Source organism: Flavobacterium pectinovorum (assembly GCF_006438875.1).
In the GTDB taxonomy this organism is placed as follows: domain Bacteria; phylum Bacteroidota; class Bacteroidia; order Flavobacteriales; family Flavobacteriaceae; genus Flavobacterium; species Flavobacterium pectinovorum_A.
Genome location: NZ_RCZH01000001.1, coordinates 1 through 26,022, shown reverse-complemented (window position 1 = coordinate 26,022; position 26,022 = coordinate 1). Strand labels below are relative to the sequence as shown.

At 33.8% G+C, this 26,022-nt stretch carries 19 protein-coding genes; 2 read left to right on the top strand and 17 right to left on the bottom strand.

What is annotated here, in order from left to right:
* Nucleotides 1–229 precede the first annotated feature (229 nt).
* From EAH81_RS00095 to EAH81_RS00040, 12 genes are all read right to left on the bottom strand, one after another.
* Entirely contained in the window at nt 230–946 is a 717-nt protein-coding gene (locus EAH81_RS00095) for a response regulator transcription factor (protein ID WP_026985497.1), read from the bottom strand.
* 3 nt (nt 947–949) lie between these two features.
* Nucleotides 950–2,536: a sensor histidine kinase gene (locus EAH81_RS00090; RefSeq protein WP_140502195.1), complete on the bottom strand. Its 1,587-nt coding sequence runs from the start codon at nt 2,534–2,536 to the stop codon at nt 950–952.
* 59 nt (nt 2,537–2,595) lie between these two features.
* Nucleotides 2,596–3,192, bottom strand: a complete 597-nt coding sequence (gene coaE / locus EAH81_RS00085) for a dephospho-CoA kinase (protein WP_140502194.1) — start codon at nt 3,190–3,192, stop codon at nt 2,596–2,598.
* A 1-nt stretch (nt 3,193) separates the two neighbouring features.
* Nucleotides 3,194–4,192 carry a glycosyltransferase gene (locus EAH81_RS00080; protein ID WP_140502193.1) on the bottom strand — a complete coding sequence of 333 codons (999 nt, stop codon included), beginning with the start codon at nt 4,190–4,192 and terminating at the stop codon, nt 3,194–3,196.
* Between the two features lie 127 nt (nt 4,193–4,319).
* Nucleotides 4,320–5,510, bottom strand: coding sequence for an enoyl-ACP reductase FabV (fabV, locus tag EAH81_RS00075; protein ID WP_140502192.1), 1,191 nt, complete (start codon nt 5,508–5,510; stop codon nt 4,320–4,322).
* Between the two features lie 106 nt (nt 5,511–5,616).
* A complete protein-coding gene (gene recN, locus EAH81_RS00070) occupies nt 5,617–7,269 on the bottom strand; it encodes a DNA repair protein RecN (protein WP_140502191.1) in 1,653 nt (550 codons plus the stop codon).
* A gap of 49 nt (nt 7,270–7,318) precedes the next feature.
* Entirely contained in the window at nt 7,319–8,203 is an 885-nt protein-coding gene (locus EAH81_RS00065) for a DUF4835 family protein (protein ID WP_140502190.1), read from the bottom strand.
* A 65-nt stretch (nt 8,204–8,268) separates the two neighbouring features.
* Nucleotides 8,269–9,483, bottom strand: coding sequence for a bifunctional phosphopantothenoylcysteine decarboxylase/phosphopantothenate--cysteine ligase CoaBC (coaBC, locus tag EAH81_RS00060; RefSeq protein WP_140502189.1), 1,215 nt, complete (start codon nt 9,481–9,483; stop codon nt 8,269–8,271).
* A 17-nt stretch (nt 9,484–9,500) separates the two neighbouring features.
* A complete protein-coding gene (locus EAH81_RS00055) occupies nt 9,501–9,818 on the bottom strand; it encodes a DNA-directed RNA polymerase subunit omega (protein WP_008463064.1) in 318 nt (105 codons plus the stop codon).
* Between the two features lie 4 nt (nt 9,819–9,822).
* Entirely contained in the window at nt 9,823–10,623 is an 801-nt protein-coding gene (locus EAH81_RS00050) for an outer membrane protein assembly factor BamD (RefSeq protein WP_140502188.1), read from the bottom strand.
* Between the two features lie 130 nt (nt 10,624–10,753).
* Nucleotides 10,754–11,641: a 4-hydroxy-tetrahydrodipicolinate synthase gene (gene dapA / locus EAH81_RS00045; RefSeq protein WP_140502187.1), complete on the bottom strand. Its 888-nt coding sequence runs from the start codon at nt 11,639–11,641 to the stop codon at nt 10,754–10,756.
* Between the two features lie 15 nt (nt 11,642–11,656).
* Nucleotides 11,657–12,169: a DUF6913 domain-containing protein gene (locus EAH81_RS00040; RefSeq protein WP_140502186.1), complete on the bottom strand. Its 513-nt coding sequence runs from the start codon at nt 12,167–12,169 to the stop codon at nt 11,657–11,659.
* Nucleotides 12,170–12,216: 47 nt separating this feature from the next.
* Here EAH81_RS00040 and EAH81_RS00035 point away from each other — a divergent pair, with 47 nt between their 5' ends.
* Together EAH81_RS00035 and EAH81_RS00030 are read left to right on the top strand one after the other, a co-directional pair.
* Nucleotides 12,217–12,996, top strand: coding sequence for a 5'-nucleotidase C-terminal domain-containing protein (locus EAH81_RS00035; RefSeq protein ID WP_140502185.1), 780 nt, complete (start codon nt 12,217–12,219; stop codon nt 12,994–12,996).
* Nucleotides 12,997–13,106: 110 nt separating this feature from the next.
* Nucleotides 13,107–14,018, top strand: coding sequence for a bifunctional metallophosphatase/5'-nucleotidase (locus EAH81_RS00030; protein ID WP_140502184.1), 912 nt, complete (start codon nt 13,107–13,109; stop codon nt 14,016–14,018).
* Here EAH81_RS00030 and EAH81_RS00025 read toward each other — a convergent pair.
* The 5 genes from EAH81_RS00025 to EAH81_RS00005 form a co-directional block, all read right to left on the bottom strand.
* On the bottom strand, nt 14,004–14,699 hold the full coding sequence (locus tag EAH81_RS00025; RefSeq protein WP_140502183.1) for a lysoplasmalogenase family protein: 696 nt from the start codon (nt 14,697–14,699) through the stop codon (nt 14,004–14,006). The genes EAH81_RS00030 and EAH81_RS00025 overlap by 15 nt on opposite strands.
* Nucleotides 14,686–16,692: an NAD-dependent DNA ligase LigA gene (gene ligA / locus EAH81_RS00020; RefSeq protein ID WP_140502182.1), complete on the bottom strand. Its 2,007-nt coding sequence runs from the start codon at nt 16,690–16,692 to the stop codon at nt 14,686–14,688. Before ligA ends, EAH81_RS00025 begins: the two co-directional genes overlap by 14 nt.
* A 246-nt stretch (nt 16,693–16,938) precedes the next feature.
* Nucleotides 16,939–18,873, bottom strand: a complete 1,935-nt coding sequence (locus EAH81_RS00015) for an OmpA family protein (RefSeq protein ID WP_140502181.1) — start codon at nt 18,871–18,873, stop codon at nt 16,939–16,941.
* An 11-nt stretch (nt 18,874–18,884) separates the two neighbouring features.
* The gene (locus tag EAH81_RS00010; protein ID WP_140502180.1) at nt 18,885–19,817 is read right to left on the bottom strand and encodes a type IX secretion system membrane protein PorP/SprF; all 933 of its coding nucleotides are present in this window, start codon (nt 19,815–19,817) and stop codon (nt 18,885–18,887) included.
* 45 nt (nt 19,818–19,862) lie between these two features.
* Nucleotides 19,863–26,022, bottom strand: a 6,160-nt coding sequence (locus EAH81_RS00005) for a gliding motility-associated C-terminal domain-containing protein (protein WP_140502179.1), incomplete at its 5' end; no start/stop codon positions are given.

The following is a 26,022-nucleotide window of genomic DNA, read 5'->3' as shown; positions in this document are numbered from 1 at the left end:
TTAAAATTCTAATATTTTAAATTCCAATTTCCAATTTTTTCACTGCGAAATCTTTGTCAAAGTTTAAAACTTTGACAAAGAAGGTCGCCAATCTTTGTCGAATTACTAGTGTGATTTCTCCCTTCGGTCGAAATGACAAGATCCTGTATAATTACCCTAAAAAAAATAAGCACAAAAAAAAGCTCTGATTTCTCAGAGCTTAATATTTTTTAGTTTGGTGAATTTTTTGTTATTCTGTTACTTTGCTTTTAACAACTAATCTAAATCCTTCTCCGTGAATGTTCAGGATTTCAACATCTTCATCTGCTTTTAGGTATTTTCTAAGTTTAGCGATGTAAACGTCCATACTTCTTGAAGTAAAGTAGTTATCATCTCTCCAGATTTTTGTCAAGGCTAATTCTCTTGGCATTAAATCATTTTCGTGAAGAATTAACATTTTCAATAATTCGTTCTCTTTTGGAGATAATTTTATTGGTTCATCATTTTCGAATGTTAAGAATCTAAGTTTAGAATTTAGGTGAAATTTACCGATATTAAACTCAAATTGAACTTGTTCTGCTTTTGTATCAGCAGATTTTCTTTGAATAATTGCTTTGATTTTCATCAATAAAACTTCTGAATCAAAAGGTTTATTCAAATAATCATCAGCTCCCGCTTTGTATCCTTTCAGCACATCCTCTTTCATCGATTTTGCAGTTAAAAAGATAATTGGCACTTCGCTATTTTTCTCTCTAATTTCCTTGGCTAATGTATAACCATCTTTATAAGGCATCATTACGTCAAGAATACATAAATCATATACATCTTTCTTGAACTTTTCGAAACCTTCCATACCGTTTTTAGCTAAAGTAACTTCAAAGTCATTTAACATTAGATAATCTTTAAGAACTGCCCCAAAATTAAGGTCATCTTCTACTAAAAGTATTCTTTTGTTATTATTTTCCATATTTTAATTTATTAATGGTATTTTTATTATAAAGGTGCTACCTTTTCCTTTTTCGCTTTCAACATATACTTGGCCATTATGATCTTCTACTATTCTTTTTACATAAGCAAGACCTAAACCGTGTCCTTTTACGTTATGTAAATCTCCTGTATGTTCTCTGTAAAACTTTTCAAAAACTCGCTTCTGAGCTATCTTACTCATACCAAGACCATTATCTTTTATTTTTATCAGAATCATATCTTTGACATTTTCTGTAAAAATTTCAATTTCAGGTGCATCAGGTGAATATTTTATGGCATTTTCTAAAATATTAACCAATACGTTTGTAAAATGCACTTCGTTTATCAAACACGTTGTTCTTGCTGCATTAAAGTGTTTTACAACTGTACCTTGTCTGTCTTCTAAAATTAAATTTACGTGCTCAATTGCATCATCAATAATATCATGAATTACAGTTGGTTCTTTTGTTATATCGAGTTCTCTTTTTTCTAATTTAGAGATACGCAGGACATTTTCAACCTGAGCATGCATTCTTTTATTTTCATCTCTGATCATTTGAAGATAGCGAAAAACTTTCTCTTTATCTTCAATAATCTTTGGATTTCTAATTGCGTCGAGTGCTAAATTTATTGTTGCAATTGGAGTTTTAAACTCATGCGTCATATTATTAATAAAATCGGTTTTGATTTCAGAAATATGTTTTTGACGCAACAATTGATTTAATGCACTTGTATAAGCTACTATGATAATCAATGTAAATATTATCGATAATATAGTGATACTCAACAACTCCGAAAGTAAAAATTTCTTTTTATGAGGAAAGGTTATATACAATTCATATCTACTGCTTCCTTCATTATCTGTGAATATTGGCACATGATAACTTGCATCTTTATCATAATGAAATCCGTCAGATTTTATTTTTGTCGATAAACCACTATTAAGAACTCCAAACTCAAATTTGGTTTTTACACCATATTCTTCTAATTCCTTTTTTAGGAGGTTTTGTAATTTTATTTTAGAAATTCTTTCGTCAATTGGTAATGCATCAGCAAAATCCTTTATTGAAATTTCCATTTGAACTTTATTCAAAAGATCTAAACTACCTGACTTTTCGACTCTTAAATCAGGAATTAAACTTTGTCCTAAAGTTGAATTATCAATATTATTGTTATTGTTATAAACTTCAGTTACTCTTTTCGAACTAAAATTTTTAAATCTTTCGCTACTAAACTTTTTATTAAAAAGCGAACCACTTATATCGTAATCTTCAGATGTAAGTGTATTAGAATAAACGATCGTTTTATTAGTTTTSGTATTTCTCTGTACATATAGTACTTCAAGTAAATCTTCTTTTTTTGGAATTTTACCGGTACTGTCTTTTAAACGATTCCATTTATCATAAAAACTATACTCTTCTTGCTGTTCAAGTTTATCAGCAACATTCCCGATTACTTGGGTAACGTGGTATTTAAATTGCTCGTCATTATTTTTAAACGAAGAATTGAACCAATATACTTGAACCAGAATAATCCCTATTAAGGACAAACTCATCAGTAAAACAAGTATTCTAAAAAATAATTTATTCATCGAAACAAAATTAATATTTTAACAATATACTAAATAATACATTAACCAAATATTAACATTTAAGACTGATTTTGTTTTATATTTAAAATTTTAAGAATTTTAACAACTTCTTCTTTAGCAATTTTAAGATTACTGTTATTAATTACAAAATTACTTAAGGAAATTCGTTTTTCGTCATTCCACTGCATTTTCATTCTGCTTAAAACCTGTTCACGTGTGGTATTATCTCGCTTTAGAACTCTTTCTATTCTTATTTCCTCCGGGGCAGTAACAGTCACAATAACGTCGCAATCTTTATAACGACCACTTTCAAACAAAATTGCGGCTTCATAAACCACATATTGATATTTTTTTTGCTTCAGTAACCAAATTTCAAAATCTTTTTTTACGGCCGGATGTACAATAGCATTTAATTTTGCTAATTCAGCTGCATTATTAAAAACGATTTCAGCCAATTTTGCTCTGTTCAAAATATAATTTTCAAAAAGTTCTCCGCCAAAAGCTGTCTTTATTTCCTTGACAATACTTTCTGACTGCATTACTTTTTTGGCTTCATCATCAGCGATATAAACCGGTACTCCCATTTCCTTAAAAAAGTTAGCAATAGTTGTCTTTCCACTTCCTATTCCGCCCGTTAAGCCAATAACTTTTGTCATACTATATCTTAAAAAACATACGAGGAAACGCTTCTTGTGGTTTTTTCTTTAAAAGGATAATTTTTATGAATGATTCTAAAAATCCCGTTCCATAACCGTAAAATTGTTTCCAAACAGCAACAACAGAAAGATATCCAATTTTAATACTTTTATTCTGAATACTGGCTGTAAGAAAAACTATACCGAAATATACAAAATATAATTGTAATAAAATATCAAAATTGAAAATTAATAGTAAAAAAGCTAATAATAATCCCAAAATAAAAAACGTCGGAAAGAAAAAAGTTAATTTGTTATGCTCTGGATACCAACTATTTAGAATTGGTCTTGCTATTCCAAATTTATGTACCTGAATTGAAAACTTTTCCCAATCAATTCTTCGTTTATGATACACATAAGCTTCTGAAAACAATCTGGTTTCAAATCCTAAATTCCATAATCGAATAGATAAATCCGGATCTTCTCCCGGATGAATATTTCCGAATCCATTTGAAGCTTCGAATGCTTTTTTTGAAATTCCCATATTGAAACTTCTGGGCTGAAACTTATTAATTTTTTCTGAACCTCCACGAATTCCTCCGGTTGTCAAAAAGGATGTCATCGCAAAATTAATTGCTTTCTGAACATTCGAAAAACTGTCTAATGCTTTATCCGGTCCTCCAAAACAATCTACATATTCGTGCTCTAAAGCTTTTCTAACTTCAGTTAAATAGTTAGGCGGAATGATACAATCTGAATCAAATATTATAAAATAATCACCTCTCGCCTTTTGCATCCCGAAGTTTCTGGAATCTCCAGGTCCTGAATTCTCTTTAAAATAATACGAAATATTCAACTTTCCCTGATAATTCATTACCACGTCTTTACATGGAATTGACGATCCATCTTCGACCAGGACAATTTCAAAAGCTTCATTATAATCAGATTTCGAGAGACTTTCTAAAAGTTCATCTACTTCATCTGGGCGATTATACACTGGTATAATTAAAGAAAAAATCATAATGGGATGTGCGTATTAAAGTGGGAATATTATAAAATTCAAAATTTTAACAAAGATATGTTATATTAATAAAAAAACCATTCGCTGTGACGAATGGTTTTAATATATAATGGTATTTTTTTTCTATTTATTTGATGCTTTCGATATTTACAACTTCATTTGCTTCAGCTGCATAATCTACTCCTGCAAATTCAAATCCGAAAAGATTTAAGAAATCGTTTCTATATCCTGCTAAATCTCCAATAGCCGGCAATGTTTCAGTTGTTGCTTCTAACCAAAGTTTAGCTACTTTTTCCTGAACATCGTCACGCATTTCCCAGTCGTCAATTCTGATTCTTCCTTTTTCATCTGTTGGAACAGCTGATCCTGAATATAATCTGTCTTGAAACAAACGTTGGATTTGCTCGATACAACCCTCATGAATTCCTTCTTCTTTCATGATTTTATATAAAAGAGAAATATATAATGGAATAACCGGAATTGCAGAACTTGCTTGTGTAACCAAAGCTTTGTTTACTGATACATAAGCCTGACCTCCAATAGATTTTAAACTATCTGTGATAGAAAAAGCTGTAGCTTCTAAATCGTCTTTTGCACGACCAATTGTACCTTTACGGTAAACTGCTTCTGTCAATGATGGTCCGATATAAGAATAAGCAACTGTTGTAGCTCCGTCTGCTAATAAATTTTCTGCTTTTAAAGCGTCGATCCACATTGCCCAGTCTTCACCACCCATTACAGCAACAGTATTTGTAATATCTTCATCGTTTGCCGGAGCAATAGAAACGTCAGAAACTTTTCCTGTATGAAAATCTACTGTTTTATTTGTAAAAGTTTGTCCAATTGGTTTTAAAACTGAACGGTGCAAAACTCCTGTTACCGGATGTTGACGCACTGGCGAAGCTAAACTATAAATGATAAGGTCAACTTGTCCTAAATCAGCTTTAATTAAATCAAGAGTTTGTCTTTTTATTTCATTTGAAAAAGCATCTCCGTTGATACTTTTTGCATATAGACCTGCTTTATGAGCTTCAGTTTCAAAAGCCGCAGAATTATACCATCCCGGTGAAGCTGTTTTTCCTTCAACTGGCGGTTTTTCAAAGAATACTCCAATTGTTGCAGCATCAGATCCAAAAGCGCTTGTAATTCTTGAAGCTAAACCAAATCCTGTAGAAGCTCCGATAACTAATACTTTCTTTGCTCCGGCAATTGGACCTTTTGATTTTATATATTCTATTTGATTTTTAACATTTTGCTCGGCTCCTTTTGGGTGAGATGTCAAGCAAATAAATCCTCTCATTCTAGGTTCTATAATCATTTTTTTACTGTTTATTCGTAATTGGGCTATTCTCTTTCTTTTTAAAAAGCAATAACTTGTTACGTTTGTTTAATTAGCTTTAAGATGACAAATATAAATTATTTCTTTAGTTCAACAAGGCTTTAGCATGATTTAAAGCCGAATCTGAAACGACTGCTCCGGATAACATCTGAGCAATTTCGACAATTCTTTCTTCCTGAGACAAAAGCTTCAACTCTGATTGTGTATCATCATTAACCGTAGATTTCGAAACTTTGAAATGCGAATCTCCTTTTGCTGCTATTTGTGGTAAATGTGTAATCGCAAAGATTTGCATTTTTGCGCTCATCTCTTTCATTATCTCTCCCATTCTAATCGCAATTTCTCCGGAAACTCCTGTATCGATTTCATCAAAAATTAAGGTTGGTAATTTTGAATATTGCGCCAAAATTGCTTTGACTGCCAACATAATACGAGACATTTCTCCTCCAGACGCTACTTTTTTCAACAAACCAAAGTCTGTTCCTTTATTAGCAGAGAACAAAAATTGCAACTCATCTTTTCCGTTTTGGAAATAGGTTTCTGATGGCAATAATTCCATATTGAAACGAACATTTGGCATTCCTAAAGTTTCTAATATTGAAACTAATTGATTTGATAAAACCGGAATTGCGTTTAATCTGTTTTGATGAATTGCTGCTGAGAAAGCATCTAATTCTGTTGTTTTTTGTTCTATTGATTTGGCTAAAATCGCAATTTCTTCTTCGATATTATCTAATTCAAGAACTTTATTTTCTAAGTCTGCCTGAATTTGTAATAATTCGTCTACAGTATTAACCTGATGTTTTTTCTGTAAATTATAAATTAGCTGCAGCTTTTGACTCACTAATTCCAGTTGCACAGGATCATTTAATAATTTTTCTGAAGCATTTTGCAATTCTCTCGAAACATCATCAAATTCAATTGCTACACTTGTTATTCTTTCGAATAAGTTTTGGTATTCTGGTGAAAAAGCTGTTATTTTTTGCAATGAAGTTTTAATCTCATTTAGATTATGAAAAACACCAAACTGCTCTTCATTTGCAATTACAAGCGATTTATCAATTGATTCTTTGATAATCTCAACATTATTGAGTTTCTCATAATCAACTTCTAACTCTTCCTGCTCGCCTGATTTTAATTTTGCAACAACCAATTCATTCAATAAAAAAGTATTGTATTCTTGTTCTTTCCCTGAATCGCTTTGTTTTTTCAATAAAGCATTCAGTTTTGATTTATCCGTTTTATACTCTTTTAGCAATTTTTGGTACGATAATATTGTTTCACCATTATTTGCAATTGCATCAATAATTTTAAACTGAACGCTTTCATCTGATAATTCCTGTGTTTGCTGCTGCGAATGTATATCAATCAAAAACAAGCTTAAATCCTGAAGTTCCTGAAGGTTTACAGGACTATCATTTATAAAGGCACGAGATTTTCCGGAAGGCAAAATTTCACGTCTAATTATTGTTTCGTCTTCGTAATCAAGATCGTTGGTTTCGAAAAATTCTTTTAGATTGTATTTAGATATCTCAAATTGGGCTTCAATTACACATTTTTCTTCTTTATTTTTTAATGAAGTAAGATCGGCTCTTTTTCCTAAAACAAGTCCAATTGCACCTAATATAATTGATTTACCTGCACCTGTTTCACCTGTAATTATAGAAAAACCTTTAGAAAAATCTATCGTAAGTTTTTCAATTAGAGCATAATTTTTAATTGACAGCGAAGTAATCATAGGGAAATTTGTAAATATAAAAGTTAATGATAGGTGTGAAATTAAATAATTAAAATTTAATTTGCGACCATTTGGTAGAATTCAATGGCGAGACTTTAGTCAGAACATCTGTTAAATCTGTGACGGGAATACTTGGTCCTCCTGAAAATATAGAAACGATTTCATCTGATTTTGCATCAAAAAATACTCTCGTCAAAAATGCATTTGGTTTAACTGTGGCAAATCGGCCAATAATTAGAAGTGATTCTTTTATTTTTTCTTTTGATGCTTTCAAATCCTGACTCATTCCGTCCAATCCTGTATGATAAGCATACATTACCTGACGCAAATCACTATACATTGGCGAAATCATATCATTTATTAAATAATAACGATTCTGTACTCCATCAGCCTGACTCCATCCTTTAGAGCCACCTTGCTGCGCAACATTTGCAATATTCTGAGCGGTTTCAAGATATTGGTTTCCTGCTCCCATTTGAAACGTGTCAGCATCCATACCAAGAATTAAATAACTGTAAAAAGAAACTACAGAAACTAAATTTGAATCAAATGTGGTAGGATTGAACAACAATGGTTCATATTCTGTATATCTGAAATTAAAATCTTTATCGTTATAATTAAAAACGGGAGATGAATAAGTCGAATTAAAAATCAAACGAGATGATTGTACCTGAATTGTACCTGTAAATTGATCTGAACTATTAGAAGACAAGGTAATATACATCGAACAGTTGATACGTTCGTTTTGCTTTAAAACTGATCCTGTCCAATCTGTTTTATTCACAAACTCAGACAATGAAGTCTGAAGCGTTTTAAAAACCTGTTGATTGGGATTTGGTAATCTCTCTGTATTAATAGTTACAGTACAATTTAGCTGTTGCGCTTGTGTAGAACCAAAAATAAAAAAAATTAAAAGTGTAACTATTTTATTCATACGAAAGATAATTTGGGTTTTATTACAAAAGTAATACTATTCTTGCTTTTAATTCGTATTTTAACTTATGCTTTCACAAAATGCGAAATTACTTTGTTTAAAATATCAACAGCTACAAATTCTTTTGATTTCAATTCCATTGGTTCAATTTTAAAGTCTTTATCAATAAAAGTAACTTTATTGGTTTCTTTTTTAAAACCTGCTCCTTCATCTTGTAAGGAATTTAAAACAATCAAATCTAAGTTTTTTTTCTGAATTTTCAACTTAGCATTCTCAATTTCATTTTCAGTTTCTAAAGCAAATCCTATTAAGAATTGATTCTTTTTGATTGCGCCCAATGATGCTAAAATATCTTTTGTCTTTTCTAGTTCTATTGTAAAATCATCTGCAGCTTTTTTAATCTTTTGCAAAGCCACAACTTTAGGCTTGTAATCTGCTACGGCTGCTGCTGCAATCGCTACATCTACATCCTTATAATGTAAATGACAAGCATCGTACATCTCTTGCGCCGAAACTACATTGATAACTTCGACTGAACTATTTTTAGCTTTATAATGTGTTGGTCCAGCCACTAAGATCACCCGTGCACCTAAATTAGCAGCCTCATTTGCAATATCAAACCCCATTTTTCCTGAAGAATGATTTCCTATAAAACGTACAGGATCTATTGCTTCGTATGTTGGTCCTGCAGTAATTAGTATTTTTTTTCCTTTAAGAGGTAATTTACTCTCTAAATCAGCTTCTAGAAAAGCAATAATATTTTCAGGTTCCGCCATTCGGCCTTCACCTGATAAGCCACTTGCTAATTCGCCATTTTCTGCAGGAATCATTACATTTCCAAATTGCTTTAAAGCAGCAAAACTAGATAATGTTGATGGATGCTTATACATATCCAAATCCATTGCCGGAGCGAAATAAACTGGACATTTTGCTGATAAATAAGTTGCAATTAAAAGATTATCACAGTTTCCGGTTGCCATTTTCGACAACGTATTGGCTGTTGCCGGAGCAATTAACATTAAATCAGCCCAAAGTGCCAATTCAACGTGATTGTTCCAAACGGCATCTTCATCGTCCTGATTAAAGAAACTGGAATGTACAGGATTTTTTGATAACGTAGATAACGTAAGTGGAGTAACAAAATCCTTAGAAGCAGGTGTCATTATCACTTGGACATGTGCACCTGCTTTTATAAAAAGTCGTACTAATGAAGCTGTTTTATAGGCTGCAATTCCACCAGAAACTCCCAGTAAAATCTTTTTCCCTTTTAAAACTGACATTTATACTATATTATTTATTATTTGTTTGAACTTCTGTGGTAAGTTTTACCATCTAACCATTCCTGAACTGCTAAAGCGTGTGGTTTAGGCAATTTTTCGTAAAATTTAGAAACTTCAATTTGCTCTTTATTTTCAAAAACTTCTTCAAGACTGTCATTGTAAGTAGCAAACTCTTCTAATTTTTCAGTTAATTCTTTTTTAATTTCAGAATTAATTTGATTTGCTCTTTTAGCCATAATGGTAATTGCTTCATACACATTTCCTGTTGGCTCTTCAATAACTGTTTTATTGTAAGTTATTGTATTTACAGGAGCATTCGTCTTTTTTAAATCCATGACTTTATTTTATTTTAGTAAATTTTTGTAAATCAGTTTCAACCTTAGCATTCATTTCGTCTGCTTTCTCTTTGTATTTTGTAGCGCTGTTGAACTTAATTAAGTTACTATAAGCTGCTTTTGCAACATTTAAACGTTCTTCCATTTTTGCAGGAACACTGTTTACTGCCAATTTGTATGCCGAATCATATTTATAGAACAACGCATCTTCTTTGAATGGTGTTCCGGGAAAATCAGCGATAAAATTATCAAATGCAATTAATGCTGATTTATAATCTGAAATCGTATTATATCCTTTAGCATTTTCATATGCTTTTTTCTCTAGTTTACCATTCAGGATTTTCACTGCTTCATTTGCCTGAGCAATGTATTCAGAGTTTGGATAGTTATCAATAAAAGCTTGCAATTTCTCTAGAGCTTTAACTGTATCTGCTTGATCTAAACTGTAAACAGGAGCCAATTTTGAATAACTAAAAGCACCAAGAAAAGCTGCTTCCTGAACTTTCTCACTTCGCGGATATCCTGAAACAAAGCTTTCAAACTGGTAACCGGCTAAATAATATTGTTTTGTCTTATAATAAGACTGAGAAAACATATAAAATAATTTTTCTGCCTGAGGCTTACCTCTATATGTAGACGCTAATTGTTCAAAAAGACGAATCGCCTTATTATATTTTCCTGCATCATACATCTTTGTTGCTACATCAAATTTTGCCGCAACATCTTCATTTTTCAATGCTTTTTGGTAATCACTACAAGAACAAAAAAGGACAACAACAATTAATAGAGATACTATTTTTTTCATTTTCTTACTTTTATTATGATTTCTTAGACAATTATGCCAAAGCAAAATCACACCGAAGTTCCGGTGGCAAATTTAGTTATTAATTTAGCTACTACAAAATATTTTTTGGTATATTAAAATACCGGCAATCTTACTGTTCTTTAATGCTGTTTTTAACAAATTCATTCAATCTGTTTGCCAGAGATTCGTCAACGGCTACTAATGGTAAACGCACAACATTCTCAGCAATACTAAGGGCTTGAAAGACTTGTTTGATTCCGGCAGGATTTCCCTGCTCAAAAATCATATCAATACAATCTGATAAAAAGTATTGCGTCTTAAACGCTTCATTTACTTTTTTATTCAATCCTAAACGGATCATTTCTGAAAATTCTTTCGGAAAACCTTGCCCAATTACAGAAATTACCCCTGCTCCGCCTGCCAAAACAATTGGTAAAGCAATCATATCATCTCCAGAAATTACAAGAAAATCTTTTGGTGCATTTTTAATTAATTGCATGGCTTGCACCAAATCACCTGCTGCTTCTTTTATGGCTACAATATTAGCAAAATCATTTGCCAAACGTACTACTGTTGCCGGCAACATATTGCTTGATGTTCTTCCGGGAACATTATATAGAATCACCGGAATTGGCGATGCTTCTGCAATTGCTTTAAAATGCTGATAAATTCCTTCTTGTGTTGGCTTATTATAATAAGGTGAAACAGAAAGAATGGCTTCAAAAGCCGAAAAATCTCCTGTTTTTAATTCCTCAACAATTTGCATTGTATTATTTCCTCCAACTCCAAGAACTAAAGGCAATCTTCCTTTATTGACATCGATTACTGTTTTTATAACCAATTCTTTTTCGGCTTGTGTTAAGGTAGCATTTTCTGCTGTTGTTCCCATAACTACAAGATATTCAACTCCTCCATCGATCGAAAAATTAACGATGCGCTGTAAAGCTTCGATGTCTATTGAAAAGTCTTTTTTAAATGGGGTTACAAGCGCAACACCAGTTCCTATTAATGATTGCATATTCTAATTTATATTTTATTTTATACTCTTTAAATACTTAAACAATTCTGTGACAAAAAGTTTATAATCCTCTATAGCAGTATTCATCATCCAGCGGTTTAAGCTTTTATCAATTGACGAAAATCCTACTTTAAATTTAGCTTTTGATTTACTGGTTATCATCATCAAAATCACTTTCTCGATATCATAATAACTAATCAAAAGATCCAATTCTGTATCTGTAAATTCATTCAGAAAATCTTCTTTAATCGCTGCATTCCAATTGATCTGTTTTTTACCAAAAGTAGGCAATGAATACGTTTCTTTCTGCTTAAATTTATCTCTATACGCAACAACTTTTATGTTCTCAGGTGCTATCCCCTGTAGTGTTAATTCTTTTATTAACTCTTTTGAATGCTGAAAATTACTTTCATCTATCAATAAACCAATTGTTTGTATATTGCTTGTAAAGACTTCGTTTTTGACATTACGCAGGTTATTTTTTAATGATTTTTTTACAAAAAATTCCTTTATATAATTTAAAAACATACTACTTTTACAAGATTACAAAATTAATTATTTAAGTCGCATTTAAGATGGTAAAACTAAAAAAGTATAACGGATTTTTGAAACTTTTTGTTATATTCTTAACACTTTTTTTTATATTTTCCTGTAGTCAGAAAAATTATAATTTAACGAAGATAGAAGGAAAACAGCTTCCTATTACAGAAAAGGATGCAGAAACTCCAGAAATTGAAAAATTTATAAAGCCATATCGCGATCATATCAACAAAGACCTGGACAGCGTTCTTGCTTATTGTCCTGAAACTCTTGATAAAAGTACCGGAAAATGGCAAACTCCTATTGGAAGTTTATTGGCAGATGTTTGTGTAGAAAGAGGAAATCTGGTTTTTAAGGCTCGTGAGAAAAAAGAGATTGATTTATGTTTATTAAATCATGGTGGAATTCGTGCTATTTTACCTAAAGGTAATGTAACAACAAGAACTGCTTTTGAAATTATGCCTTTTGAAAACAATCTGGTTGTTGTGGCCTTAAAAGGAGAACAAATTCTGGAAATCGCGGCTTATATTATTAAGGAGAAAAAACCTCAGCCTTTATCCGGAATGACTTTTACTATAGCAAAAGACAATACGGCTAAAAACATTTTGGTTCAGGGAAAACCTCTTGATATTAATAAGGTCTATTATGTAGCTACAAATGATTATTTGGCAAATGGAGGTGACAGCATGGTTTTCTTTGCTAAAGGTGTTCAGAAATTTGACTTGAATTATAAACTTCGAGATGTATTGATTGATTATTTTAAAGAAGTTGACACAATTCCGGTACCTAAAAATATCCGAATTACTGAAGAATAAAAAAAGTTCGCCACGAATTTCACGAATTACACAAATTCTTTCTTGAAATTAAATCGTGGTAAAAAAATCGCTAACAAATTACATATCGCTTTCCGTAAAAAATATACAAAATGAAAAGAAGAGAATTTATCGAAAAAACAGCCGCAAGTACTGCCTTATTAAGTTTAGGTTTGTCATTAAGCAGTTTTGAAACTAACGATATAAAACACTTAACGATTCTTCATACTAATGATGTTCACAGCCACATTGATCCTTTTCCGGCTGATGATCCTCGTAACCCCAACAAAGGCGGTGTATCTCGACGTGCAACACTTATTGAAACGATTCGTCAGGAAAATCCAAATGTACTTTTATTGGATGCCGGAGATATTTTTCAGGGAACTCCATACTTTAATTATTATGGCGGTGAACTTGAATTTAAGTTGATGAGCATGATGAAATATGATGCCTCAACGATAGGAAATCATGATTTTGATAATGGTCTTGATGGTTTGTATGCTCAAATGCCACACGCCACTTTTGAATTTATCAACTCTAATTATGACTTTAAAAATACGGTCATGAACGGACTTGTAAAACCTTATAAGATCTTTAATAAAAACGGAATTAAGGTTGGCGTTTTTGGTGTAGGAATCGAACTTGCAGGTTTGGTTGATAAACAAATGTATAAAGAAACTGTTTATAATGATCCTGTAGAAGCTGCTCAGGATATGACAAAACTATTGAAAAAAGAGGAGAAATGTGATTTAGTTATTTGCCTTTCGCATTTAGGTTATAAATACAAAGACGACGAATCTAAAATTTCTGATTTAAAATTTGCCGCACAAACTCAGGATATTGACTTGATTATTGGTGGGCATACGCATACTTTCTTAGACAAACCAACTGTTGTAAAAAATAAAGCCGGACAAGAGGTTTTGGTTAATCAAGTGGGATGTTACGGAATTAACTTAGGAAGAATAGATTTTTATTTCGATAAAGATAAAGCGCACACCAATCAGGGAAGATCAATTATTGTATAATATTTTCTTCTGAATTTTAGCTTTTTCAAGGAAATATTCGACCATAAAAAAGTATCCTAAAATTTGGGTTATATCCCGAATTAAAACCAAAACTACGGAATAAGAAAAGTATTCATTGAAGATATAGAAGATGTCTGAAAATATATAACTAATGGCCATTAACGACATTAATAATGCGAGATGTGTGCCTTTAGTTATATAACTTATAAAGGAGAAACAGCTTAAAACACTGAGAACTATTCCGTAAAAAGTATAAATTATATTGAATTTTTTCATGCTGTCTAATTGCAGACTCAATACTGAAACAAGCAAATAAACAATAAAAATAACGACGATAGATATTGGCAAAATATCCTTTTTTGCCAATTTTATCCGTTCGTGTTCGCCCATAAAAAGTTTTACTATTAGTAGATAAACTGCTAAGAAACTTAATACTCCGCCAATTTCTGAGACCTCGATATCCATTAAATTAAATACCTGACCGACAAAGCAAAACAGAAAGATTAAACCTTCTGTTTTTCCTATTTTAAATTCGCTGCTAATTAAGAAATAAATAAAGATTGACGGAAGTACAATGGCTTTGGCATAAACCCCCAAGAATTCTTCTCCTGTCCAATCAAAAATGATTGTAAACAGTAATGCTAGAAAGAATAAAATCAACGATGGTTTATTCGCTTTCATTTAATTTGGTTATAAAGTCTTGCTCTGACAATATAGGTATATTCAATTTGCTGGCTTTTTCTAATTTTGCCGGTCCCATATTATCACCTGCGACTACAAAATCAGTTTTAGCAGAAATTGAACTTCCTACTTTCCCACCATTATCTTCGATGGTTTTCTTTAATTCATCTCTTGAGAATTGAGCAAAGACTCCAGAAACTACAAATGTCTTTCCGATGAATTTCTCGGTAGCATTTGGATTAATTTTTTCAACTATTTCAAATTGAACACCATGATTTTTCAGACGTTCAATTATTATTTTGTTTTCTTCATTTTCAAAAAACTCAATTACGCTTTTAGCAATTCGTTCACCAATTTCATCCACAAGGATCAAATCCATTAAAGAAGCTTTGCTTAATGCCTCTATATTTTTGTAATGTTTGGCTAATTTTTTAGCTACGGTTTCTCCAACAAAACGGATTCCGAGCGCGAACAAAACACTTTCGAAAGGAATTTCTTTTGATTTTTCAACGCCTTTTACCAGATTTTCAGCTGATTTTTGCGCCATTCTTTCTAAGTGCAAAATATCTTCAACTTTCAGTTCATACAAATCGGCATAATTGTGAACTAAACCATTTTTGAAAAGTAAAGCCACCGTTTCGCCACCAAGTCCTTCAATATCCATTGCTTTTCTTGAAATATAATGCTGAATTCTTCCGATAATCTGCGGAGGACAACCATAAAAATTAGGGCAATAATGGTTTGCTTCTCCTTCATTTCTTTCCAACTTTGTTTCGCACACCGGACAATGTGTGATATATTGTGTTACTTCTGAATTTTCCGGACGTTGTGATAAATCTACTGCAATAATCTTAGGAATAATTTCTCCTCCTTTTTCTACAAAAACGGTATCATTTATTCTTATATCTAATTTCTCAATTTGATCTGCATTGTGCAAAGAAGCTCTTTTTACAATAGTTCCTGCCAATTGTACCGGTTCTAAATTTGCTACTGGAGTTATTGCTCCGGTACGACCAACTTGATAAGATATTGATTTTAACTTTGTAGAAACTTGCTCTGATTTGAATTTATACGCAATTGCCCAACGTGGAGATTTTGCTGTATAACCTAATTCTTCCTGATGTTGAATACTATTTACTTTTACAACAACTCCATCTGTTTCATAAGGCAAATTATGACGGTGTACATCCCAATAATCAATGAAGTCGAAAACTTCTTGCATATTATTGACCAATTTTGCTTCGTTTGGCACTTTAAATCCCCATTTTCTGGCTGATTCTAATCCTTCAAATTGAGAAGAAAACGGCAAATTATTTCCGGTTACAAAATACAGCAAACATTCTAATGGTCGTTTTGCAACCTCAGCACTATCTTGTAATTTTAGACTTCCTGATGCGGTATTTCTAGGATTTGAATAAGGCGTTTCTCCTATTTCAATTAAATCCTGGTTCATTTTTTCGAAACCTGCAAAGGGCAGAATAATTTCTCCACGGATATCAAATTTCTCCGGATAATTTCCTTTTAATTGCAAAGGAATTGATTTTATGGTTTTGATATTATTAGTTACTTCATCTCCCTGAAAACCATCTCCGCGTGTTAGGGCTTGCGTTAGTTTTCCGTTTTCGTAGGTAATGCTTATTGAGGCTCCATCGTATTTTAACTCACATGTATATTGCAAATTGACGTTTCCTAATACTTTTTGAATTCGGATTTCCCAGTCTAATAAATCTTCTTTAGAATAAGAATTGTCCAGCGAATACATTCTTGATTGATGTGCGATGGTTTTAAAATTCTTGGTAACTGTCCCTCCTACTCGTTGTGTTGGCGAATGCTCATCAAAAAATTCAGGATTTTTATCTTCTAAATCTTGTAGCTCTTTTAATTTTATATCAAAATCATAATCAGAAATTGTGGCATTATCTAGTACGTAATAGTTGTAATTGTGTTGGTTAAGTTCGTTGCGTAATGCCTGGATTGTTTCTTGAATATTCATATGATAATAAAATGATACTGGTTCTAATTTTGGAATAATTGAATATCAAAATTAGGATTTTTTTGTTCAAAAACAGTAAAAACCAAAAGTTTTATAAAATCAAAAATCAAGCTGCAAAATAATGCAGCCTGATTTTCTTCTTGTCCATCATTCTTAAAAAAGAATTAAGAAAAACCAACTTCCAAATGGTTTCTTCGTTTTATACTTTACCACTGATAATCAAATTATTAGAGTGTAAATATAAAACTATTTCTGGATAATAATGAAGTCTGAGCGTCTGTTAACTAAATGTTCGGCTTCGGTACATTTTACACCGTTTTTACATTTATTAATTATTCGGCTTTCTCCGTAACCAATCGCGCTTTCTATTCTTGAAGGATCTATATCCTGCGAAACGATATAATCACGTGTTGACTTGGCTCTGTTATCAGAAAGTTTCATGTTGTAAGCGTCTTTCCCGCGAGAATCTGTATGTGATTCTATTTTGATTCTGATATTTGGAAATTTTCTCATAATAAAAACTACTTTAGACAATTCTTCAATTGCCAACGGCGTTATATCAAACTTATCATAATCAAAGTAAATTGGGTTAACGTCCACTTTTTCAACTCCTTTTTTCTTAACTACCAGATCATCGTAATTACTAAGCTCGAAGTTAACATCTTTAATTTCGCCTTCGTTTTCCATAGTAGTTTCGACGGTTTTTTCGTCGCTGCTGTAATTTGGCTTAGCCGCAATCATCTTAACTACTTTTCCGCAGGGAACGACGATTGCATATTTACCGTCAAAATTTGTTTTTGTTTCTCCCAGAATCTCGCTATACGAATTGTATGCCATAACAGAAACATCTGTAAGCGGTAATTTTGTTTTTCTGTCTGTCGCGATTCCCGAAATGCTTTGATTACAAACAGGTTTTCCTTTTATAAAAGAGTAAATATCATCATCTCCCTTACCTTCGGCTCTGTTTGAAGAAACATAACCATAACTGTCTGCTTTATCAATTATAAAAGCAAAATCGTCTTTGTTGCTATTTATTGGAGCTCCCAAATTTTTTGGGGTTGTAAAAGTTCCATCTGCTAAAAAGTTGCTTTCATAGACATCTAAATCTCCCCAGCCATAATGTCCGTCTGAAGAAAAATAGAGTACTCCGTTTCGATAAAAAGGAAAAACGTCATTTCCGATGGTATTAATCTTTGGTCCCAGATTTATTGGAGAACCCATCGTGCCATCATTGGCAATTTTCACATAATACAGATCGCTTTCACCAAAACCTCCGGGCATGTCTGACGCAAAGAAAAGATATTGTCCATCGTCACTCAAAGAAGGATGACCTACGGAATAATCATTACTATCAAAAAATACCTTTTGCGGATTTTCTAGTTTCCCATCGGTCACATCTCCTTTAATGATTTGAAAATTATTGACTTTTTCCTGATCAATAACCAATTTATTCTTCTTTACAATATTGGTCGAATAATACATTGTTTTTCCGCTTGCATCAAAACTCGCCGTTGCTTCGTGATACTTGGTCATTACATTTGGAAGAAATACGGTTTCATTAAACAAGCTTCCATCTGCAGGATTTCTTTCGGCAACATACAAACTTAGAAAAGGCTGATTGTTCCAGGTGTATAGCTTTTCGCTGAATTTCGTCGTATCTCTGGCAGATGCAAAGACTATTTTGTCCTGAAAAAAAGCGGTTCCAAAATCAGATTTACTGGTATTAATATCTAAATTTTTTATGGCGTAAAGAGATTTTGCTTTGGCGAGACTATCCATTTGTGCTTTTTGAGCAACATAGTGATTGATCTCATTTTTATCTCCTTTTTTGTTTAGATACTCTTTTGTTATTTTATCGGCATCATCGTAGTCCATAACTGCTTTCATGGTCTGGATGTAACGCAAATAGTAAATGTCTGTTAAATTGTTGCCTTGTACTTCATATAGTTTTTGATACCACTTTAATGCATTTCTGGCATCGGAAATAAAATAATACGAATCGGCGGCATTCTTTAACGTTTGAGCGGTTGGATTTTTTATGTTTTGTAAAATTTCCTCGTATGCTTTTGAAGCATCTGCATAGGAATAATCTCTAAACAAGGCATCCGCTTTTTTTAAATTCGTCTGAGCAAAACCTAATGTAAAACTCAATACTAAACTTAGGATATATAATTTTTTCATAGGTTGTTTTTTTAGAAGAATCGAGGAGATTTAATTTTGCTTTCACCCTTATTGAACTGATATTTCAAGATGAACTCATGTGTTCCATCATTGTATTTGTTCAATTGACTTACAGTATAATCAAAAGCATATCCTAGATAAAAACTTTTGGATATTTGAAAACCTGCCAGGATACTTACAGAATCATCTGTTCTGTAAGAAGCTCCAATTACAAATTTTTCTGCAATCATAAAATTCGCCGATACATCAGCAGTAAGTGGCGCTCCACTCACTGCTTTTACTAAAAATGCCGGTTTAAATTTCAAATTCGGATTCAAATCAAAAACATAACCTCCCATTAAATAATAATGTAACCGATCGTAATCTACAGATTCCTGAACGTCATTGTAGTAGTTACTTTGAATAAAGCTGGGAATTGAAAATCCTAAATACCATTTATCGGTATAGTAATAAATTCCTGCTCCAATGGCTAGTTTTGCCTGATTATTAATATTCTGATTTAGCAAAACATCATTATTATCATAATATCTCCCTTTTGACCAATCTATATCTAACATTCTCATACCTGCTTTTAACCCGAATGCTAATCTTTTTTCGTAACCAAGTGGTATTGAATAAGAGAAGTTTCCGTCCAGATACAATTCGTTTGATGGACCAATTTTATCGTTAACAACGCTTAGTCCTAAACCAATTTTCTCATTGCGAAGCGGTGCCTGAATAGAAAATGATTGTGTTTCTGGTGCTCCAGAAATTCCAACCCATTGTGAACGATGCAAAAGTGTTGCTTCTAAACTACCGGTAGACCCAGCATACGCTGGATTTACCGCCATAGTGTTATACATATACTGTGTATATTCCGGATCCTGTTGTGCACTGGCACAAACTGTAATAAAAGAACATATTAAAATAACATATGTTTCTAATGATTTTATATATAGTTTCATAACGATACTTATTTAGTTTAATTAATTAGATGATTAACAGCATGCTTATCTCATTATAGATAACCATCCTTTTTTAACCGTTCCATCTCCAATGGTTATCACATAAAAATAAGTACCTGTTGGCAACATATCTCCTCTATTAACAACTCCTGATACATTGGCAGTTCCGTCCCAATCATTTTCATAATGCTGTCTACTAAATACTAATGAACCGTATCTGTTAAATACTTTCAACTCGTTATTTGGATATGTTTCGATACAATCAATTCTAAAGAGGTCATTTGTTCCATCATTATTTGGCGTGAACTCGTTATAAACTGTCAAACAAATTGGCACTACCGTAGCGGAAGCCGAATTATTTGATGCATCAACATCCAATGGAGTTGAAATTTCGATACTGGCAACATTTGTATAATTACCGCTTGATAATACTTCGGCAGTAACTGTTAGTACAACACTTTGTCCGGAGTTCAACGTTGGAATTGTCCAAAGTTGCGTTTTCGGATCATATGTGCCTACTGTCGCACTAGAACTTACTAAATTATATCCGCTTGGTAATAAATCACTAACTATAGTATTGATAAAACTACCTTCTCCAACATTGTTTACCGTGATGGTAAATGTTACCTCATCACCAAAATTTGGTGTTGGATTGCTAACTGTGTTGGTAATAGTTAAATCTGAACATGTGGCAACTGTAACGTTTAATGATTTTGTTGTTGTATCACCGCAGTTATTTGTATAAGTTACCTCCACTTTACCCGGTCCAATATCTGACCATGAAACTGTTACAGATCCATCTGCGGTTCCTCCGCCTGAAACTATTGTTCCGTTAGTAATTGACCATACATAATTTGATTTTCCATTTGCTATAGAATAAGTAACTCCTTTGAAAACACATGGTGTATCATCAGTTGTTGTTAATTGTACTAAAGCATCGTTTTCAAAATTAACTGTTACACCTAATCTCGTAGCGCTCTCACAACCATTTGTTGTATTATTTAAAGCACTTGCATAGTATGTCGCTGCAATTAATGGTGTGTTTACTGGTAATGGTGTTCCGCCTGTTGCAGATGTGTACCAAACAACATCAGGTTCATTTACCAGTATATTTGCTAATGTTGGCAATGCTGATAAACAGAATGTTTGTGTTGTTCTTGGTGTAGTAACAATACCTGGTGTATTTACTTTTACGACAACTGCTAATCTAATTGGATTTTCACAACCCAAAGTGCTTGAAACAACTCCGTAGTATGTTCCCGAAGCTAAAGCTGTTGTTGCAGGAATTGCTGTTCCGCCAGTTGCGGTACTATACCAAATTACGTTTGCTTCATTTACCTGAATGTTAGAAACTTTTGGTGCATTTGTTGAACAAAAGTCTTGTGAAGCATCCGTCGTTGTTGGCGTCGGACTAGGACTTGAAACTGTAACAGTAACTTTCAAACGTGTTGAACTTTGACATCCTGTTACCGGATCTGTTATGTTTCCGTAATAAACACCTGAAGTTAATGCTGTTGTTGATGCAAGAGCAGTTCCTCCTGTTAAAACACTATACCAGCTTACATTACTTTCGTTTACCTGAATGCTCGCAATTGTTGGTGCACTTACTGAACAGAAATCTTGTGTTGTATCTGTTGTTGTTGGATTAACTGTGTTTCCAATAGTGATTGTAACTTTCAATCTTGTTTTACTTTCACAACCCGTTGCTGGATCTTTTATGGCTCCAAAGTAATCCCCACTTACTAATGCTGTTGTTGGAGCAATTGCTGTACCGCCTGTTGCTGTGGCATACCAAACTACATTAGTTTCATTTACCTTAATATTAGAAACCTTAGGTAAATCACCTGAACAGAAAACCTGAGTTGTTGCTGTTGTTGTAGGTGTTCCCGGATCTTTTATACTAATTGTTACCAGTAAACGAACTGAGCTTTCACAGCCTGTAGTTGCATCTTTCAATGTGGCGTAATAATTACCATTTGCCAATGCTGTTGTTGGAGCAATTGCTGTTCCGCCTGTTGCTGCATTGTACCAAATGACATTACTTTGGTTTACCTGAATATTTGCTACTGTTGGCGCATTTACTAAACAGAAATCTTGTGTAGTATCTGTTGTTGTTGGTGTAGCAGGATTTGTCACACTTACTGCAACTTTCAATCTTATTGCACTTTGACAGGTAGTTGATGGATTTAAAATCGATGCGAAATAATCTCCTGTTACTAAAGCCGTTGTTGGTGCAATTGCTGTTCCTCCTGTTGCTGTTGCATACCAAACTATACTTCCTGTTGTTGGTGCATTAACTTGGATATTGGCTACAGTTGGAGCGTTTACTAAACAGAAATCTTGTGTAGCATCTGTTGTAATTGGCGTTCCAGGATCAGTCACATTAATGGTAATCGCCAATCTAACTTTACTCTCACAAGTAGTTGCTGGATTTTTGATTGCTGCATAATAAGTACCTGATGTTAATGCTGTTGTTTTTGGAATTAAATTCCCTCCGGTTAAAGCATCGTACCAAACAATGTTTGCTGCAACTGCTGGACTTACGTCGATTGTTGCAAATGTTGGTACATTAATCAAACAGAAAGCCTGAGCTGTTTTGGTAATTACCGGTGTTCCAGGATCTGTTACGCTGATATTGATCGCCAATCTAACTTTGCTTTCACAAGTTGTTGTCGGATCTTTAATCGCTGCGTAATAAGTGCCTGTTGTTAATGCTGTTGTGGATGGAATTAAATTTCCTCCGGTTAAAGCATCATACCAAACAATGTTTGTTGCCGGACTTACGTCGATTGTTGCAAATGTTGGCGCATCAACCAAACAGAAAGCCTGTGTTGTTTTGGTAATTATTGGTGTTCCAGGATCCGTTACGCTGATATTAATCGCTAATCTAACTTTACTCTCACAAGTAGTTGTTGGATCTTTAATCGCGGCATAATAAGTGCCTGTTGTTAATGCTGTTGTTTTTGGAATTAAATTTCCTCCGGTTAAAGCATCGTACCAAACAATGTTTGCAGCAACTGCCGGACTTACGTCGATTGTTGCAAATGTTGGCGCATTAATCAAACAGAAAGCCTGAGTTGTTTTAGTTATTACCGGTGTTCCAGGATCTGTTACGCTGATATTGATCGCCAATCTAACTTTGCTTTCGCAAGTTGTTGCTGGATCTTTTATCGCGGCATAATAAGTGCCTGTTGTTAACGCTGTTGTTTTTGGAATTAAATTTCCTCCGGTTAAAGCATCATACCAAACAATATTTGCGGCAACTGCTGGACTTACGTCGATTGTTGCAAATGTCGGTGCATCAATCAGACAGAAAGCCTGAGTTGTTTTAGTTATTACCGGTGTTCCAGGATCAGTCACACTGATATTGATTGCCAATCTAACTTTACTCTCGCAAGTTGTTGTTGGATCTTTAATCGCTGCATAATAAGTGCCTGTTGTTAATGCTGTTGTTTTCGGAATTAAGTTTCCTCCGGTTAAAGCATCGTACCAAACAATATTTGCGGCAACGGCTGGAGCTACATCTATTGTTGCAAATGTTGGTGCATCAACCAAACAGAAAGCCTGAGTTGTTTTAGTTATTACCGGTGTTCCAGGATCTGTTACACTGATATTAATCGCTAATCTAACTTTACTCTCACAAGTAGTTGTTGGATCTTTAATCGCGGCGTAATAAGTGCCGGTTGTTAACGCTGTTGTGGATGGAATTAAGTTTCCTCCGGTTAAAGCATCATACCAAACAATATTTGCGGCAACTGCTGGAGCTACATCTATTGTTGCAAATGTTGGACTATTAATCAAACAGAAAGCCTGAGCTGTTTTGGTAATTACTGGTGTTCCAGGATCAGTCACATTAATGGTAATCGCCAATCTAACTTTACTCTCACAAGTAGTTGCTGGGTTTTTGATTGCTGCATAATAAGTGCCTGTTGTCAATGCTGTTGTTTTTGGAATTAAGTTTCCTCCGGTTAAAGCATCGTACCAAACAATATTTGCGGCAACTGCTGGACTTACGTCGATTGTTGCAAATGTTGGCGCATTAATCAAACAGAAAGCCTGTGTTGTTTTAGTTATTACCGGTGTTCCAGGATCTGTTACGCTGATGTTGATCGCCAATCTAACTTTGCTTTCGCAAGTTGTTGTCGGATCTTTAATCGCTGCGTAATAAGTGCCTGTTGTTAATGCTGTTGTTTTTGGAATTAAATTCCCTCCGGTTAAAGCATCGTACCAAACAATGTTTGTTGCCGGACTTACGTCGATTGTTGCAAATGTTGGTGCATCAACCAAACAGAAAGCCTGAGTTGTTTTAGTTATTACCGGTGTTCCAGGATCCGTTACACTGATATTGATTGCCAATCTAACTTTGCTTTCGCAAGTTGTTGTTGGATCTTTAATCGCTGCATAATAAGTTCCTGTTGTTAACGCTGTTGTTTTTGGAATTAAATTCCCTCCAATTAAAGCATCGTACCAAACAATGTTTGTTGCCGGACTTACGTCGATTGTTGCAAATGTTGGTGCATCAACCAAACAGAAAGCCTGAGTTGTTTTGGTTATTACCGGTGTTCCAGGATCAGTCACATTAATGGTAATCGCCAATCTAACTTTGCTTTCGCAAGTTGTTGTTGGATCTTTAATCGCTGCATAATAAGTTCCTGTTGTTAACGCTGTTGTTTTTGGAATTAAATTCCCTCCAATTAAAGCATCGTACCAAACAATGTTTGCAGCAACTGCTGGACTTACGTCGATTGTTGCAAATGTTGGCGCATTAATCAAACAGAAAGTCTGAGTTGTTTTGGTAATTACTGGTGTTCCAGGATCTGTTACGCTGATATTGATCGCCAATCTAACTTTGCTTTCACAAGTTGTTGTCGGATCTTTAATCGCGGCATAATAAGTGCCTGTTGTTAATGCTGTTGTTTTTGGAATTAAGTTTCCTCCGGTTAAAGCATCGTACCAAACAATGTTTGCGGCAACTGCCGGACTTACGTCGATTGTTGCAAATGTTGGAGCATTAATCAAACAGAAAGTCTGAGCTGTTTTGGTAATTACCGGTGTTCCAGGATCGGTTACGCTGATATTGATTGCCAATCTAACTTTGCTTTCGCAAGTTGTTGTTGGATCTTTAATCGCTACGTAATAAGTTCCTGTTGTTAATGCTGTTGTTTTTGGAATTAAGTTTCCTCCGGTTAAAGCATCGTACCAAACAATATTTGCGGCAACTGCTGGACTTACGTCGATTGTTGCAAATGTTGGTGCATTAATCAAACAGAAAGCCTGAGTTGTTTTGGTTATTACCGGTGTTCCAGGATCAGTCACATTAATGGTAATCGCCAATCTAACTTTACTTTCGCAGGTTGTTGTCGGATCTTTAATCGCGGCATAATAAGTGCCTGTTGTTAATGCTGTTGTTTTTGGAATTAAATTTCCTCCGGTTAAAGCATCGTACCAAACAATATTTGCTGCAACTGCTGGACTTACGTCGATTGTTGCAAATGTTGGAGCATTAATCAAACAGAAAGCCTGAGTTGTTTTGGTTATTACCGGTGTTCCAGGATCTGTTACGCTGATATTGATCGCCAATCTAACTTTGCTTTCGCAAGTTGTTGTTGGATCTTTAATCGCTGCATAATAAGTGCCTGTTGTCAATGCTGTTGTTTTTGGAATTAAGTTTCCTCCGGTTAAAGCATCGTACCAAACAATGTTTGCGGCAACGGCTGGAGCTACGTCGATTGATGCAAATGTTGGCGCATTAATCAAACAGAAAGCCTGAGTTGTTTTAGTTATTACCGGTGTTCCAGGATCCGTTACGCTGATATTGATTGCCAATCTAACTTTGCTTTCGCAAGTTGTTGCTGGATCTTTAATCGCTGCATAATAAGTTCCTGTTGTTAACGCTGTTGTTTTCGGAATTAAGTTTCCTCCGGTTAAAGCATCATACCAAACAATATTTGCGGCAACGGCTGGACTTACGTCGATTGTTGCAAATGTTGGTGCATCAATCAGACAGAAAGCCTGAGTTGTTTTAGTGATTACCGGTGTTCCAGGATCAGTCACATTAATGGTAATCGCCAATCTAACTTTACTCTCACAAGTTGTTGTCGGATCTTTAATCGCGGCATAATAAGTGCCTGTTGTTAATGCTGTTGTTTTTGGAATTAAGTTTCCTCCGGTTAAAGCATCGTACCAAACAATGTTTGCTGCAACT

What these genes read in the sequence shown, in the direction of transcription:
- fabV (WP_140502192.1), bottom strand. Translation starts at nt 5,510, where the DNA reads ATGATTATAGAACCTAGAATGAGAGGATTTATTTGCTTGACATCTCAC.
- EAH81_RS00010 (WP_140502180.1), bottom strand. Translation starts at nt 19,817, where the DNA reads ATGAAACTATATATAAAATCATTAGAAACATATGTTATTTTAATATGT.
- EAH81_RS00025 (WP_140502183.1), bottom strand. Translation starts at nt 14,699, where the DNA reads ATGAAAGCGAATAAACCATCGTTGATTTTATTCTTTCTAGCATTACTG.
- EAH81_RS00030 (WP_140502184.1), top strand. Translation starts at nt 13,107, where the DNA reads ATGAAAAGAAGAGAATTTATCGAAAAAACAGCCGCAAGTACTGCCTTA.
- coaE (WP_140502194.1), bottom strand. Translation starts at nt 3,192, where the DNA reads ATGACAAAAGTTATTGGCTTAACGGGCGGAATAGGAAGTGGAAAGACA.
- EAH81_RS00015 (WP_140502181.1), bottom strand. Translation starts at nt 18,873, where the DNA reads ATGAAAAAATTATATATCCTAAGTTTAGTATTGAGTTTTACATTAGGT.
- EAH81_RS00095 (WP_026985497.1), bottom strand. Translation starts at nt 946, where the DNA reads ATGGAAAATAATAACAAAAGAATACTTTTAGTAGAAGATGACCTTAAT.
- EAH81_RS00050 (WP_140502188.1), bottom strand. Translation starts at nt 10,623, where the DNA reads ATGAAAAAAATAGTATCTCTATTAATTGTTGTTGTCCTTTTTTGTTCT.
- EAH81_RS00035 (WP_140502185.1), top strand. Translation starts at nt 12,217, where the DNA reads ATGGTAAAACTAAAAAAGTATAACGGATTTTTGAAACTTTTTGTTATA.
- EAH81_RS00055 (WP_008463064.1), bottom strand. Translation starts at nt 9,818, where the DNA reads ATGGATTTAAAAAAGACGAATGCTCCTGTAAATACAATAACTTACAAT.
- EAH81_RS00080 (WP_140502193.1), bottom strand. Translation starts at nt 4,192, where the DNA reads ATGATTTTTTCTTTAATTATACCAGTGTATAATCGCCCAGATGAAGTA.
- ligA (WP_140502182.1), bottom strand. Translation starts at nt 16,692, where the DNA reads ATGAATATTCAAGAAACAATCCAGGCATTACGCAACGAACTTAACCAA.
- EAH81_RS00040 (WP_140502186.1), bottom strand. Translation starts at nt 12,169, where the DNA reads ATGTTTTTAAATTATATAAAGGAATTTTTTGTAAAAAAATCATTAAAA.
- recN (WP_140502191.1), bottom strand. Translation starts at nt 7,269, where the DNA reads ATGATTACTTCGCTGTCAATTAAAAATTATGCTCTAATTGAAAAACTT.
- EAH81_RS00065 (WP_140502190.1), bottom strand. Translation starts at nt 8,203, where the DNA reads ATGAATAAAATAGTTACACTTTTAATTTTTTTTATTTTTGGTTCTACA.
- coaBC (WP_140502189.1), bottom strand. Translation starts at nt 9,483, where the DNA reads ATGTCAGTTTTAAAAGGGAAAAAGATTTTACTGGGAGTTTCTGGTGGA.
- dapA (WP_140502187.1), bottom strand. Translation starts at nt 11,641, where the DNA reads ATGCAATCATTAATAGGAACTGGTGTTGCGCTTGTAACCCCATTTAAA.